This window comes from Achromobacter sp. E1 (assembly GCF_037039475.1).
In the GTDB taxonomy this organism is placed as follows: domain Bacteria; phylum Pseudomonadota; class Gammaproteobacteria; order Burkholderiales; family Burkholderiaceae_B; genus Achromobacter; species Achromobacter mucicolens.
Map to the genome: position 1 here is coordinate 2,726,801 of NZ_CP146253.1, position 13,744 is coordinate 2,740,544.

A 13,744-nucleotide genomic window follows, 5' to 3' on the forward strand; every position below is an offset into this window, starting at 1 on the left:
CAAGCATGCTTTTGACCGACGAACAGCAAAGCGTCCAGGGGATGGCGCGCCGGTTTGCCCAGGAGCGCCTGGCGCCCAACGCCGAGCGGTGGGATCGCGAGCATCACTATCCCGCCGATGCCATCGCCGAGATGGCGCAACTGGGCTTTTTCGGCATGCTGGTCCCGGAAGCGTGGGATGGCAACGACAGCGGCTACATCGCGTACGCGGTGGCACTGGAGGAAATCGCTGCGGGCAGCGGCGCCTGCTCCACCATCATGAGCGTGCACAACTCGGTCGGTTGCATGCCCATCCTGAAATTCGGCAACGACGAACAGAAGGAGCAGTTCCTGCGTCCGCTGGCGCGCGGCGAACACATCGGCGCGTTCGCGCTGACCGAGCCGCAGGCCGGGTCCGACGCCAGCAGCCTGCATACCCGCGCGCGGCGCGACGGCGGCGACTACATCCTGAATGGCGCCAAGCAGTTCATCACGTCGGGCCGCAACGGGCAGACCGTCATCGTGTTCGCGGTCACCGACCCGGACGCGGGCAAGCGCGGCATCTCCGCGTTCATCGTGCCCACCAGCACGCCCGGCTACAAAGTGCTGCGGGTGGAAGACAAGCTCGGGCAGCACGCGTCCGACACCTGCCAGATTGCCTTTGAGGACATGCGCATTCCGGCCGCCTGGCGGCTGGGCGAGGAAGGCGAGGGCTACAAGATCGCGCTGTCCAACCTGGAGGGCGGCCGCATCGGCATCGCGGCGCAATCGGTCGGCATGGCGCGCGCCGCCTTCGAATGCGCGCGCGACTACGCTCGCGACCGCCAGGCCTTCGGCAAACCGATCATCGAGCACCAGGCCGTGTCGTTCCGGCTGGCGGACATGGCGACCCAGATCCACGCCGCGCGCCAGATGGTACTGCACGCCGCGGCTTTGCGCGAAGCGGGCCGGCCGGCGCTGACCGAGGCCTCCATGGCCAAGCTGTTTGCGTCCGAGATGGCCGAGAAGGTCTGCTCGGCGGCGATCCAGACGCTGGGCGGCTATGGCTACCTGAAGGATTTTCCCGTCGAGCGCATCTATCGCGACGTGCGCGTCTGCCAGATCTACGAAGGCACCAGCGACATCCAGCGCCTGGTGATCGCGCGTAGCCTGTAGCGCAACGGGAAGCGCCGCGGCGACCCTTATCTGCAAGCCGCCGCGGCCTCACGGCGCGCGCCCGCCCGGCGCCGCGCCCACACGGTGTAGATGACAAGGTTGCCCACGATGAGCAGCGCCGCCAGCAGCATCTGCGTGGTCCGGGTGATGCCTTCGGGGTAGATGATGCCCAGGATGTAGTGTTCGATGAAGCCGCCTGCGTAGCCCTCTTGGCCGGCCCGTTCGCGCAGCGACACCTCCAGCGGCGTCAGCGGGCAGATCCAGCCCATGCCGATCACCAGCGCGCCCCAGGCCAGCGCCGGCAGATGCCAGAACGCCATGCGCGGTTTCCACAACGCCAGAAGACCGCCAAAGACCACGAACGCGACGAACAGTCCGTGGATGAGCAGCACGAGGTCGGCAAGGAGGCGATAGGTCATCTTGAAAAATCGTAGGTATAGTTCGGGCCGAAAATCGTGTTTTCATCCCAAGATACTCCCGGAACCCCCGCCATGCACGCTTCGATCACCGCCGCAATCCAGGCCGCCGAGGAACGGCTGCGCCAAGCCATGCTGTCCTCGGACATCGCCGCGCTGGAGGCGCTGCTGGATCCGGATCTGCTGTTCGTCAATCACATGGGCTGGACGGTCACGCGCGAGGACGACCTGGACGCGCACCGCGGCGGACTGCTCAAGATTCACGCGTTGGACCTGTCCGAGCAGTGCATCCTGCCGCGGACCGATTGCGCGGTGGTGTCGGTGCTGGCCCGCATCTCGGGCAGCTACAACGGCGTGCCGGCCAACGGCACGTTCCGCTTCATGCGGACCTGGGCGCCCGATTCGGCATCCGGCGCGTGGCGCGTCGTGGCGGCTACGTCGGTGATGGTGGTGTAGGCCGCGCCGGGCGGCATTCGGGGTTTCAGGCTTTCAGGTCGCGCAGCAGCTTGGACAGTTCCGGCGCCGTCATCAGGGAGACGCCCTGCGCCTTCGCGTACTGCAGCGCGTTGTCGGATACGTCGCCCAGCGCGATGTAGATGGCTTCGCGGGCGCCGCGCTTTTCGCGCACGGCCTGCAGCTCGCGCAGCGGCTCCACGCCATTCCTGGCGGCCTTCCAGCGTTTGGCGCTGACAATCGCCACGTGGCCGTCCTTGCTCAGCGCGAAATCGGCGCCGGGCGTCTGCAGGCGCTCGACCTCGCAGCCGTCGCGACGGAACCCGGCTTCAACGGTCCGGGAAAAGTCGGCCCACGACATCGCGGCCACCGCTTCGGTGACCGCCTGCACGCGCGCGCCGGACGGGGCGCGCAGTTGCTTGTAGGCCGCCATCAGGGAAATCACGGCGAACGGCACCGCGGCAAAGACGCCCATTGCGGCATACTCCAGCGGCAGCGCGGCAAAGCCGCCGGCGCTGAGCAGCACGGCCACGCCGGCGCTCATCCACCACGGCGAGCGCAGCAGCACGGCAAAAATGGAGTTCTGGGACATCTTGAGTTTCATGAGGGCTCGCGGCGAATAGGGATCAACAGGAAATCAGGCGCTGTCGCCCGCGTCGTCATGCGGGCCGGCAAAGGCACGAACCACGATGCGCACGCCGCCGCAGGTCACGATCTGGCCATCGCGGATCTTGGCCGTCTTGCGTGTTTCGACCACGCCGCCGACGCTGACCTGGCCGTCCGCCACCAGCATCTTGCCGGCGCCGCCGCTGTCGCACAGGCCGGTCGCCTTCAGCAACTGGTTGATCTCGATATAGGGGCTGCCTTCGGCGAGCGTGAATTCGATGATGGACATGATGGGGCTTTGAAACGGCGGGGTCAGGCCGGGCCGTTGCCGGGGTTGCCGGGATTGGCCGGGGCGGCGGGGTTGGCGGGCGAAGTGGCAGCCGGGGCAGCGGCGGGGGCTTCCGCGGGCGCTTCAACGGGCGCCTGCGGGCCGGCGGGAGGCACGGGGCGGTTGTTGCCGGTCTCGGCGCGCGCCATCCAGGCGATCAGCGACGAGCGCATGGCTTCCTCGACCGACATCTGGATGGGCTGCACCCATTCCTGCGGCACGAAGACGGTGTACCCGCCGATCATGTAGCCCATCGGCAGGTAGACCGCGACGCGGTCGCCCTGGGTAAAGCCTTCGGGCAGGCCGTCCGTGCCGCGGCGGGTCACCAGGCCCACCAATTCCAGTTGCTGGCCCGGGATGCGCAGGACGACGACCTGCTGGGCGGTGTTCTTGGAACTGGGCGAAAAGTAGTCGGCAAAGCTCTTGAGCGACGAATAGATGCTCTTGACCACCGGCAGGTTGGTAAATGGCATCTCGACCAGCGTCAAAACGCGCTGCACGCGCTGCTTGGACACGAGATAGCCGATGGCCAGGATGCCCAGGATCCCCAGCGCCAGACCCATGCCCGGCACGTAGAAGCCGCCGATGAAGGGACGCAGGAAGGTCAGCGCCACGCCTTCCGTCCAGGCCAGAAAGAGATAGAGCAGGTAGATCGTCAGCGCCAGCGGCAGGACGGTGATCAGGCCGCGAAAGAAGTATTTATAAAGACGGGTCATAGGCAAGAGCAAAAATAGGGTCGGACGAACGCATTGGTTCGCCGGGAGGGCCGCAGCATAGCAGCCGCCAACGGTTTTTTCGGTAACAAGCCCGCGGCCGCAGGTGGCCGGGGCAGGGCGCATCCCTTCTTTTAGTGTGAACAGGCCCTAGCGGTCCACCGGCAGAAAGAGCGTCTCCTTGATTTCCTCCATCACGATGTAGCTGTGCGATTCGGCGGAGGCGGGCAGGCGCTTGAGGATTTCGCCCAAGAGACGGCGGTACTCGTTCATTTCGGTCAGGCGGGCCTTGACCAGATAGTCGAAGTCCCCGGACACCAGGTGGCACTCCATGACTTCCGGGACGTACAGCAGCTCTTTCTTGACCTTGTCGAAGACGTCGCCCGATTTGGCCGACAGCTTGATCTCCAGGAAGACGAGCAGGTTCTTGCCCAGCGCCGCCGGATTGACGCGCGCATGGTAACCCGTGATGACGCCCTCGCGCTCCATGCGCTTGACGCGGTCGGAGCAGGGGGTGGCCGACAGGCTGACGCGCTCTGCCAATTCGGTGACCGAAATCCGGCCTTCGCGCTGCAGGATATCGAGGATTTTGAGGTCGATTCGGTCGAGGTCGCGCATTTCACTTTTGCGGGTCAAAAAAACGGGGCGGCCCGAGAAAAAGCACTGGTAAAGCAAAATCTTCAGTGTTTTTCACTGCCGAAGGGGTCATAGACTACCGAAATTCCCAGACAAAACCAACTATCGGAAAGAATCATGCATGTGATCGTCCTTGGCAGCGGCGTCATCGGCACCACCACTGCCTATTACCTGGCCCGGCAGGGCGCCAAAGTGACCGTGCTGGACCGCCAGCCCGCAGCTGCGCAGGAAACCAGCTACGCCAACGCCGGACAGGTCTCGCCTGGCTATTCCACCCCGTGGGCGGCGCCCGGCATTCCGCTCAAGGCGATCAAATGGCTGTTTCAAAAGCACGCGCCCTTGGCGATCCGCCTGGACGGCAGCCTGTACCAGCTGAAATGGATGGCCGCCATGCTGGCCAACTGCTCGGCCGACCGCTATGCCGTCAACAAGGAACGCATGCTGCGCCTGTCCGAGTACAGCCGCGACTGCCTGCGCGAACTGCGCGCTTCCACCGGCATCCACTATGAAGAACGCACGCGGGGCACGCTGCAGCTGTTTCGCACCGATGCCCAGATGGAGGCCGCGCGCCGCGACATCGCCGTGCTCGAAGAGGTGGGTGTCCCCTACGAACTCCTGGACCGCCACCGCCTCGTGACGGCCGAACCCGCGCTGGCCAATTCCGCCCACAAGCTTTCCGGCGGTCTGCGCCTGCCCAACGACGAAACCGGCGACTGCCAGCTCTTTACCCGCCGGCTGGCCGACATGGCGGCCGAACTGGGCGTGGATTTCCGCTTTGGCCAAAGCGTCACGGGGCTGAACACGGCCGGCGGCCAGATTACCGGCGTGCGCGTGGGCAACGAGGTCCTGACGGCCGACCGCTACGTGGCGGCCTTCGGCAGCTACACCCGCGGTTTCCTGGAACCCCTGGGACTGGACCTGCCGGTGTATCCGGTCAAGGGCTATTCGCTGACCATCCCCATGAAGGACGAGGCCGCCGCGCCCGTGTCGACCGTTCTGGACGAAACCTACAAGGTCGCCGTCACGCGTTTTGACCAGCGGATCCGCGTGGGCGGCATGGCGGAACTGTCGGGCTTTGACCTGCGCCTGAAGGACGCCCGCCGCAAGACGCTGGAACTGGTCGTCAACGACCTGTTCCCGGGCAGCGGTCACGTGGCCCAGGCCGAGTTCTGGACGGGCCTGCGTCCCATGACGCCGGACAGCACGCCGGTTGTCGGCGCCACGCGCTACGGCAACCTCTATCTGAATACCGGCCACGGCACGCTGGGTTGGACCATGGCTTGCGGTTCCGGCAAGCTGGTCGCCGACCTCGTCATGGGCCAGCGTCCCGCGATCAGCACCGACGGGCTTGGCCTGTCGCGCTACGACCGTCGCGCCGCTTCCCGTCAGCAACTGGTGCTGGACGGCAAGGGCGCCTGATCCGCCCACCGCGCCGCTGGCGGCGCACCCCCCGACGGGCCGCTTCGATGCGGCCCGCGTCTTTTTGCGCGTGCTGAATTGAGCACGGCGAGGGCCCGGAAGGCCCGCCGCTTTATGCCAAAATCGCCGCATGACCCATTTCCTGCACACTGCCGACTGGCAGATCGGCCGTCAGTACGGCCAGTTTGAAACCGACGATGCCGCCATGCTGGCCGAGGCCCGCTTCGAGGTCGTGGCCCGCATCGCCACCCTGGCCGCTGAGCGCCGCGTGGACGCCGTGCTGGTCGCCGGAGACGTCTTCGACACGCAAGCGGTGTCGGATCGCACCATCCGCCGGCTTTTTGCCGCCATGTCCGCCTACACCGGGCCGTGGGTCATGATCGCCGGCAACCACGATGCCGCGCTGGCCGACAGCGTCTGGAGCCGCGCCATGCAGCTGGGCTGCATTCCCGCCAACGTGCATGTCCCGCTTGTCACCGGCGTGGTGGATCTGCCGCAGGCCAACCTCGCCGTGCTGGCGGCCCCGCTCACGCAGCGCCATACCTACGACGACGTCACGCAGTCCTTCGACACGCTGGAAACGCCAGCCGGGCGCATCCGCGTGGGCCTGGCGCACGGCAGCGTTGCCGGCCGCCTGCCCGACACGATCGACGCCACCAACCCCATCGCGCCCGATCGCGCGGACCGCGCCAGTCTGGATTACCTGGCGCTGGGCGATTGGCACGGCTGCCTGTCCATCGACGCCCGCACCTGGTATGCCGGCACGCCCGAACAGGACCGCTTCCGGGGCAACGAGCCCGGCTACGTGCTTGACGTGCAGATCGGCGCGCCCGGCATGGCGCCCGCGGTTGAACGCATCGCCACGGGCCGGTATCGCTGGTCGGCCTGGACAGAGACGCTCAGTCTCTCGTCGGACGCGCAGGCGCTGGCAGAGCGCATGGCAGCGCTGCGCGCCGATGATGTGTTGCGCCTGGATGTGCAGGGCCACGTCAACCTTGAAACCTGGGACGCGCTGCAAAAGGCGGTGGGAGAAGCCGCCGCGCAGGTGCGGGCCTTGCTGCCGGATCTGTCGGGCGTGCGGCTCGAACCCGACGAGGCCGACCTGGCGCAATTGCGCGCCAGCGGCTATGTGGGCGAGGTCGCCGCGCAACTGCAGGCGCTGCAGGCAACACAGGCAACGCATGCCGAAGACGACCAGTCCGCCGTGGCCAGCGAGGCCTTGCGCCTGCTGCTGCGCTTCCAGCGTGAAACCGCTGCGCCGGGAGCCGCCAAATGAAGATCTCCCGCGTCGCCCTCGAAGAATTCCGTAAGTTCCGCCAGCCGTTGTCGCTGGACAATCTGCAAGACGGCCTGAACCTCTTTGTCGGTCCCAATGAGGCCGGCAAGAGCACGATTGCCGCCGCCATCCGTGCCGCGTTCCTTGAACGCTACAGCACCAGCAAGGTCGCCGACCTGGCGCCGCACGGCGAATCGGGCGCGCGCCCCAGCGTGGAGCTGGCCTTCACGCACGCGGATCACTCGTATGTCCTGAAAAAGCAGTTCCTGTCCAAGGCCCGCTGCGAACTCGTCGTCGACGACGGCGCGCAGCGGCTGGACGGCGAAGAGGCCGAAAACGCGCTGGCGGTCTTGCTGGGCTTTGAACTTCCCGGACGCGGCCAGAGCAAACCCGACCTGGCCGGCGTGCCGGGCCTGCTCTGGATACGCCAGGGCGACGGCCAGAACCTGCACGAAGCCGCGGGCTACGCGGGCTCGCATCTGCGCGATGCCTTGACGCAGCTCTCCGGCGAGCTGGCGTCCAGCGACGGCGATCGCCTGTTCGACCGCGTCTCGGCTGAGCGCGCCGCGTTGCTGGACGCGCGCAACGGCCGGCCCAAGGGCAGCTACAAGGAAGCCGAAGACGCGCTTGCGCGCGCCACGTCCGAGCGCGACGCGTGCGCGCAGGCCATGGCGCAACTGAACGCCGACGTCGACCGCCTGGCCGAGTTGCGGCGGGATCATGAACGCGCGCAGGCCGAGCAGCCCTGGAAGGATTTCGAGACCAAGGCCGTGCAGGCCCGCGCACGGCTGGCCGAGCTGGCCAAGGAACGTGGAGCCTTCGACGGGCTGCAACGCGAGCAGGCGCAGGCAGCACAGACGCTTGCGCTGCTGCAGGATCAGGTCCGGCGCGATCAGCAGGACGAAGCCGATTACCAGTTGCTGCTGCGCGATGCACGCGCCGCGCACGCGCATGTGCAGGCAATGCAGGAGCCGCTGGTGCGCGCCCAGCAGCAGCGGCAGTCGCATGCGGCCGCCCTCGAGGCCGCGCGCCGTCGCGTGGCGCAGCTGCAGGCGCAAGCCGACCGCCGGGATCTGGACCGCCAGCTGGCGCAGCTCACGCCCGAGATCGAACGCCTGGACGCCGCCCTGATCGCGGTCACCCACCTCATCGAACAAGGATCCGCGCTCAAGACCGAGGCCGTGCGCCTGGAGATCTCCGACGCCGAAATCGAAGCCCTGCGCAAGGCCAGCCGCGAACTGGGCAATCTGCAATTGCAGCAACAGGCCGTGGCCACCCGCCTGCGCTACCGGCTCGATGCCGGCGCGCAAGCTTTGCTCGATGGCAAGGCGGTCAGCGGCTCTGGCGAGGTCCTGCTGACGGCCGCGGCCGAACTCGACCTGCCCGGCGTGGGCCGCCTGCAGATCGAACCCGGCGGGCAGGATCTGCCGGCCCTGCAGCGCGACCTGGCGCGCGCGGAGTCGGCATGTGCCGCGTTGCTCAAGCGGGCGGGCGTCGACACCCTGGCTGACGCCGAGCAACGCCACGCCCGCTACACCGCGTTGCAGCGCGAGCTGGACGGCATGCGCAAAACCCTGGGCATTCACGCGCCGCGCGGCGTGGATGCGCTGCGCACGCAGCGCGACGAAGCGCTGGCGCGTCTTGCCCAGTTGCAGGAAAGGCTGTCCAAACTGCCCCCCGCGCAGGACCTGAACGACGATGTGGCCGGTGATGTCGCGGACGCAGACGACGACGGCTTGCCGGACGCCATCCAGGCCCTGCGCGAAGCCGAAGCGGTGGCCGCCCAGGCGGAAAAGGCGGTTGCCGATGCGCAGCGCGCGCTGGACGCCGACACGGCCCGCGCCCAGTTGCTGGAAGGGCAGGCGACTGCGCGGGGCGCCGAATTGCAGTCCGCTGAACGCGTGGCCCAACGGCAGGCGCGCGCCGGCCGGCTCGCTGAAGTGCGCAGCGCCCACGACCAGCTCGACGCCCGTGTTCGCGAGGCCCGTGCCGCGCTGGCCGAACACCGGCCCGAACTGGCCGAGCAGGACGTGCAGCGGTTCGAGAAATCCGCCGCCATCGAACGCGATGCGCAGCACAAGCGCCACGGCGACATCCTGCAGTTGCAGGGCAAGCTGGATCAGGCCGGGGCGCAGGGGCTGGGCGAACGCCTGTCCGAAATGCAGGCGGCCTGCGAACGCCTGCAACGGCGCCGCGACGAGTTCGCGCGGCGCGCGGCCGCGCTGGACCTGCTGCAAAAGCTGCTGGCCGACAAACGCGCCGCGGCCACGCAGCGCCTGCAGGCGCCGCTCGCCCGGCGGCTCAACCACTATCTGGCGCTGCTCTTTCCCGACGCCGCGCTGCGACTGGACGATGCGCTGCTGCCCACGGCGCTGCGCCGCGGCGACGGCGAGGATCTGCTGGAGGCGCTCAGCTTCGGCACGCGCGAGCAACTTGGCATCCTGGCGCGCTTTGCCTACGCGGATCTGCTGCGCGAGGCCGGCCGGCCCACGTTGCTGCTGCTGGACGACGCGCTGGTGCACACCGACGACGCGCGTCGCGACTTCATGAAGCGGGCGCTCTTTGACGCCGCCACCCGGCACCAGATCCTCATGTTCACCTGCCACGGCGAGGCATGGCGGGACATGGGCGTGGAGCAGCGCCGGATCGGATAGCGGCGGGGCGCGTTGGCGTTGATTCCGACGCCAACGCCAACGCCAACGCCAACGCTTGACGCTTGACGCTTCGGCCCGCGGCCGGTAGGCTGCCCCGATGCCTGATCACACGCCTCTCGCCATGCTTGCCCGCGCCGTCCGCGCCGGTCTTGCCTGCGCGCGCGTGCCGGCTTTCTTCTCTGCCGGTTCTCCGCCGGCAGTCTCTCCTGGCAAGAACGCGGCGCCGCCGCCGCCCGCCTCGCCGCCCAGCGGTGTCGTGCCGGGCGTGTGCCCGCCAGGGTTGGCTTTGCGCCGTCCCGTGCCGGCCGTCGTCGGCTGACCTGCCGCTTTCCCTTCTCCCGCCTGACCCCTCGCGCCGCGCCGCAAGCCGCATGACGTCTGCCGTCTGAGCAGCGCGCGCCCGAGAGCGCGCGTCATCGCGCGCCGGGCTGGAGTCTGTTGCCATTCAGACAGGTGATTTCTCATGTCCATCAACCGAAGCGCTTGGACTGCCCGCGCGTCCACCACCTTGTTCGTGCTGCTGTGGAGCGGCGGCGCGATCTTCGCAAAATGGGGGCTGTCGCACGCCTCCGCCTTTGGATTTTTGTTGTGCCGCTTCCTGCTCGCGTTGGCGGCGCTGCTCCTGATCTGCGCACCCCGCCGGCGATGGCTGCCCCAGCCCGGCACGCGCATTCAGGTGGCCGCGACGGGCGCGCTGCTGATCGGCAGTTACTCCATCTGCTATCTGCTCGCGCTGGATCATGGCGTGACGCCGGGCGTGCTGGCCACGTTGCTTGGCGCGCAACCCATCCTGACGCTGGCGCTGACCGAGCGCCGCTATGCCCCGGCGCGTCTGGCAGGGCTTTGCCTGGCGCTGGCCGGCCTGGTGCTGGTGGTGTATCAAAGCATCGCGCTGACCCGCTTGTCCGTGGCTGGCATCGCCTACGCCTGCGCCGCGCTGGCCAGCATGACGGGCGGCGCCTTGCTGCAAAAGCGCGTCCGGCAGGCGCCAATGGAAGTGATGCCATTGCAGTACGCGGTCAGCCTCGTGCTGTGCCTGCTGTTTGCGCCATTCCAGCCGCTGCATGCCGACTGGAGCGTCGGCTTTATCGTGCCGCTGATCTGGATGGGCCTTGTGATCTCGGTGGGTGCCACGCTGCTTTTTTACCGCATGATCCAGGCGGGCAATCTCGTCAACGTGACCAGCTTGTTCTACCTGGTGCCGGTGGGCACGGCCGCGCTGGACTACGTGATCCTGGGCAATCGCCTGCCGGCGCTCAGCCTGGCGGGCATGGCCGCGATCCTGACGGGGCTGATGCTCGTCCTGCGCCATCCGGCGTCGGGGAACGATCAGGGGCAGCAGCAGTGATAGCGCCCTCGGCAGACGCTGGCACGGCTTTCAGGCGCGCGGGCCGCCGCCCGGGACCGTGCCGTTTGCCGCGCCGACGTCCATCCAGCCGCTCCATGGCGGTGTGGCGTCCGTCGGGGGCGCGTCAAGCGCGCCGTCCGGCCCCGCCCAATGACCGCTCACGAGCTGAGCAGGCCGCGTCTGCGCCACGACCCGCGCGCACAGGTCCCACGCGTCCAGCCGCACGCTCAGGCCGGCATAGACGCCGTGTCCCGGGCCGGCCGCGATGATGCCCGCCGCGTGCACGCCTTCGCCCGCCCGGATGGCACCTTCCGCGCGGATGTCCTCGCCGGCGATCAAGCCCCACCCGCAGGCAAGGTGATCGCCGCACTGGATGGATCCGCCTGCCTGTATTCCGCAGGCGGCATGGATTTCCTGTTCCGCGCGCACGCTGCCGCCCGCCTTGATGCCTTGCCCGCATTTGATGGCGCCTTGCGCGCTGATGTCCTGCCCGGCATGCAGGTGGCCGGTCACGGCCAGATCCTGGCCCGCGCAGATGTCCCACTTGGCGCGCACGTTGCCGGCGCAGTCCAGGCGGGCGGTCGTCTCGATGCCCCAGTCGGCCGCCACGTCGCCGCCCGCCCGCAGGTTGCCGGCGCTGGCGATGTTGCCGCCGGCCGTGATGTTCTCGCCCGCGACGATCGATTCGCCCGCCCGGATGCCGCCGCCCGTGACAATGCTGCGTCCGGCGCGCACCACGGTGTCCACGTTGATGCCCATTCGCACTTCCAGCGTCCCCGCGAACACGATGGCGTTCGCGTCCAGCGTGTCCAGGCGCAGCACGGCGTCGGTCGGGCCGAACTGATCCAGCAGCCAGCAGGCATCGCCGACGCGGCCGTCGGCGACGAGCGCGTCGAGCACGGCCTGGTAGTCCCCCTGGCCGTTGTGGTCGCGAAGGAACCATTTGTAGCCGCCCGCGCAGGGGTTCTTGGCTTTGACGAATTTCTTGGTGAGTTGCATGGCGCTGAATCGAAGACGGTGCGTGGCCGCCGCGCCAGCTCTCGTGAAGGCGTGCGCAGGCGAAATGGGGACGGGCGCTCGCCACGCGGCAGTGCGCCCGCCGGCCGGTTTCAGGCTGCGGCGCGCGTGGATGTGCGCAGGCAGCCGGCAACGGGCCGGAGCAAGGAAATCAGAAAGGGGAAAGGCGGGCGATTAGCCGGGCTTGGACCGCGCGTAAGCGGAACGCGCGGCGACCTCCTGCGAACTCAACAGCGTTGAGCGCAGGGCGCAGAGGGCGCAGGTGACGCAGGGAAGGGAGGATATATCGGATTGCACGGGGCAGATGCTACCACCCGGGCAATTGCCGTCAAGCGGCGCAGGAGGAGAAAAGGGCGCCAACCGGCGTTGGCGCCCTTCATGTCGAACTGGGGTATCAGTTCGTCAGGACGATGTTGCGGTCCTTGGCGATGCGCTGGCGCAGTTCAAGTTCGCGCTTGATCTGCGCGGCGTATTCGGCCGGCGTGTTGCCGTCCACCAGCGAGCCGCCGTCGGCCAGGCGCTGGGCGATCTTCGGATCCTTCAGCGCCTTGACCGCCGCGGCGTGGACGCGATCGATCACCGCTTGCGGCGTGCCGGCGGGCGCCACCAGGCCGTACCACGCCATGTTGTCCATGTCGGGCAGGCCGCCTTCGGCGAACGTCGGCACGTCGGGCAGGGCGGGCAGGCGCTTGGGCGCCGCCACGGCCAGCGCGCGCAGCTTGCCCGCCTGGATGTGCGGCATCGAGGAGGGCAGGTTGTCGAACTGCACATTGACCTGGCCGGCGATGACGTCGTTCAGCGCCGGGCCCGATCCGCGGTAAGGCACGTGGACCATGTCGGTCTTGGTCAGCGACTTGAACAGTTCGCCGTCCAGGTGGCTGATGCCGCCCGCGCCCGACGAGGCATAGCTGTACTTGCCGGGGTTGTTCTTCAGGAGGGTGATGAATTCAGCCAGCGTCTTGGCGGGCACGCTGGGGTTGACCGTCATGACGTTGGGCACGTTCACCATGTTGGTGATCGGCGCAAAGTCCTTGAGCGGGTTGTACGGGTTCTTGGGATTGGTGGCCGGATTGGTGGCCATGGTGCTCACCGTGGCCACGCCCAGCGTGTAGCCGTCGGGCGCGGCGCGCACCACCGCGTCGGCGCCGATGGAGCCGCCACCGCCGCCCCGGTTCTCAACGACCACGGGCTGGCCGAGCTCACGGCCCAGGCCTTCAGCCACCACGCGGGCCACGATATCGGTCGTGCCGCCCGCTGCGAACGGAACGATCAGCCGGATGGGTTTATTGGGGTAGGGATCGGCGGCCTGAGCGGCGGAGGTCAAGCAGACGCCAGCGATGGCAAGGGCCAGGGCGGCTTTGGCATGTGACAACACGTTCAAGAGTCTTCTCCATATTGTTGTTCCGAGCCGGCCGGCTTCTTGGACCGGCTTCGGTGAAGCGCGCATTGCCGGGGGTGCCGGCAAGCCAACGCCTCGTGGCCGCAATTCCACACAGGTATGTCCCCACGGTCAACTTGGGATTGTCCCTGTCATGATGAAAGGCAAAAATTTTCAGACGCTTTCCATTTCCGCGAAGATGGCGGAAGTTAAAGGAAAAAGTGTGTCTGACAGCCAGTTGAACGCCTTTCGATACGCTTTCAGTGCGCAAACGCTGCGCAGTCATCATGCTGTCATTAGCTGATTACTCACATAAATCTCTGCATAACTTACAAGAATCTGATATTTTTCGGCTGAGATTCTTGCC

General features: G+C 67.6%; 13 protein-coding genes. 6 read left to right on the forward strand and 7 right to left on the reverse strand.

The window, feature by feature from the left end; genetic code table 11:
- Positions 1-5 precede the first annotated feature (5 nt).
- Positions 6-1,133: an acyl-CoA dehydrogenase family protein gene (locus tag V6V88_RS12570; RefSeq protein ID WP_338619401.1), complete on the forward strand. Its 1,128-nt coding sequence runs from the start codon at positions 6-8 to the stop codon at positions 1,131-1,133.
- Positions 1,134-1,159: 26 nt separating this feature from the next.
- Here V6V88_RS12570 and V6V88_RS12575 read toward each other — a convergent pair whose 3' ends face one another.
- Positions 1,160-1,552, reverse strand: a complete 393-nt coding sequence (locus V6V88_RS12575) for a DUF2784 domain-containing protein (RefSeq protein WP_223575635.1) — start codon at positions 1,550-1,552, stop codon at positions 1,160-1,162.
- Between the two features lie 72 nt (positions 1,553-1,624).
- Here V6V88_RS12575 and V6V88_RS12580 point away from each other — a divergent pair, with 72 nt between their 5' ends.
- Positions 1,625-2,005 (forward strand): nuclear transport factor 2 family protein, encoded by a 381-nt coding sequence (locus V6V88_RS12580; protein WP_108005616.1) that lies wholly within the window; start codon positions 1,625-1,627, stop codon positions 2,003-2,005.
- A gap of 25 nt (positions 2,006-2,030) precedes the next feature.
- On the opposite strand, the gene V6V88_RS12585 is transcribed toward V6V88_RS12580, so the two are convergent.
- From V6V88_RS12585 to V6V88_RS12600, 4 genes are all read right to left on the reverse strand, one after another.
- Entirely contained in the window at positions 2,031-2,606 is a 576-nt protein-coding gene (locus V6V88_RS12585) for a restriction endonuclease (RefSeq protein ID WP_062841482.1), read from the reverse strand.
- A gap of 33 nt (positions 2,607-2,639) precedes the next feature.
- On the reverse strand, positions 2,640-2,897 hold the full coding sequence (locus V6V88_RS12590) for an RNA-binding S4 domain-containing protein (protein WP_062841561.1): 258 nt from the start codon (positions 2,895-2,897) through the stop codon (positions 2,640-2,642).
- Between the two features lie 23 nt (positions 2,898-2,920).
- Entirely contained in the window at positions 2,921-3,652 is a 732-nt protein-coding gene (locus tag V6V88_RS12595) for a DUF502 domain-containing protein (protein WP_338619402.1), read from the reverse strand.
- Positions 3,653-3,799: 147 nt separating this feature from the next.
- On the reverse strand, positions 3,800-4,267 hold the full coding sequence (locus V6V88_RS12600) for a winged helix-turn-helix transcriptional regulator (RefSeq protein ID WP_056317296.1): 468 nt from the start codon (positions 4,265-4,267) through the stop codon (positions 3,800-3,802).
- A gap of 135 nt (positions 4,268-4,402) precedes the next feature.
- Here V6V88_RS12600 and V6V88_RS12605 point away from each other — a divergent pair, with 135 nt between their 5' ends.
- The 4 genes from V6V88_RS12605 (at position 4,403) to V6V88_RS12620 (ending at position 10,982) form a co-directional block, all read left to right on the forward strand.
- Positions 4,403-5,704 carry a D-amino acid dehydrogenase gene (locus V6V88_RS12605; protein WP_338619403.1) on the forward strand — a complete coding sequence of 434 codons (1,302 nt, stop codon included), beginning with the start codon at positions 4,403-4,405 and terminating at the stop codon, positions 5,702-5,704.
- A gap of 130 nt (positions 5,705-5,834) precedes the next feature.
- Positions 5,835-6,980 (forward strand): DNA repair exonuclease, encoded by a 1,146-nt coding sequence (locus V6V88_RS12610; protein ID WP_338619404.1) that lies wholly within the window; start codon positions 5,835-5,837, stop codon positions 6,978-6,980.
- Positions 6,977-9,634, forward strand: coding sequence for an AAA family ATPase (locus V6V88_RS12615; RefSeq protein WP_338619405.1), 2,658 nt, complete (start codon positions 6,977-6,979; stop codon positions 9,632-9,634). The genes V6V88_RS12610 and V6V88_RS12615 overlap by 4 nt, the downstream gene beginning before the upstream one ends.
- 463 nt (positions 9,635-10,097) lie before the next feature.
- Positions 10,098-10,982, forward strand: coding sequence for a DMT family transporter (locus tag V6V88_RS12620; RefSeq protein WP_338619407.1), 885 nt, complete (start codon positions 10,098-10,100; stop codon positions 10,980-10,982).
- 30 nt (positions 10,983-11,012) lie between these two features.
- Here V6V88_RS12620 and V6V88_RS12625 read toward each other — a convergent pair whose 3' ends face one another.
- Together V6V88_RS12625 and V6V88_RS12630 are read right to left on the reverse strand one after the other, a co-directional pair.
- Positions 11,013-11,981, reverse strand: coding sequence for a hypothetical protein (locus V6V88_RS12625; protein ID WP_338619409.1), 969 nt, complete (start codon positions 11,979-11,981; stop codon positions 11,013-11,015).
- 412 nt (positions 11,982-12,393) lie between these two features.
- Positions 12,394-13,380 carry a tripartite tricarboxylate transporter substrate binding protein BugE gene (locus tag V6V88_RS12630; RefSeq protein ID WP_056317310.1) on the reverse strand — a complete coding sequence of 329 codons (987 nt, stop codon included), beginning with the start codon at positions 13,378-13,380 and terminating at the stop codon, positions 12,394-12,396.
- Positions 13,381-13,744 lie beyond the last annotated feature (364 nt).

Coding starts and splice junctions, on each gene's coding strand:
- V6V88_RS12595 (WP_338619402.1), bottom strand. CDS start 3,652: ATGACCCGTCTTTATAAATACTTCTTTCGCGGCCTGATCACCGTCCTG.
- V6V88_RS12605 (WP_338619403.1), top strand. CDS start 4,403: ATGCATGTGATCGTCCTTGGCAGCGGCGTCATCGGCACCACCACTGCC.
- V6V88_RS12600 (WP_056317296.1), bottom strand. CDS start 4,267: ATGCGCGACCTCGACCGAATCGACCTCAAAATCCTCGATATCCTGCAG.
- V6V88_RS12590 (WP_062841561.1), bottom strand. CDS start 2,897: ATGTCCATCATCGAATTCACGCTCGCCGAAGGCAGCCCCTATATCGAG.
- V6V88_RS12580 (WP_108005616.1), top strand. CDS start 1,625: ATGCACGCTTCGATCACCGCCGCAATCCAGGCCGCCGAGGAACGGCTG.
- V6V88_RS12615 (WP_338619405.1), top strand. CDS start 6,977: ATGAAGATCTCCCGCGTCGCCCTCGAAGAATTCCGTAAGTTCCGCCAG.
- V6V88_RS12620 (WP_338619407.1), top strand. CDS start 10,098: ATGTCCATCAACCGAAGCGCTTGGACTGCCCGCGCGTCCACCACCTTG.
- V6V88_RS12570 (WP_338619401.1), top strand. CDS start 6: ATGCTTTTGACCGACGAACAGCAAAGCGTCCAGGGGATGGCGCGCCGG.
- V6V88_RS12610 (WP_338619404.1), top strand. CDS start 5,835: ATGACCCATTTCCTGCACACTGCCGACTGGCAGATCGGCCGTCAGTAC.
- V6V88_RS12625 (WP_338619409.1), bottom strand. CDS start 11,981: ATGCAACTCACCAAGAAATTCGTCAAAGCCAAGAACCCCTGCGCGGGC.
- V6V88_RS12585 (WP_062841482.1), bottom strand. CDS start 2,606: ATGAAACTCAAGATGTCCCAGAACTCCATTTTTGCCGTGCTGCTGCGC.
- V6V88_RS12575 (WP_223575635.1), bottom strand. CDS start 1,552: ATGACCTATCGCCTCCTTGCCGACCTCGTGCTGCTCATCCACGGACTG.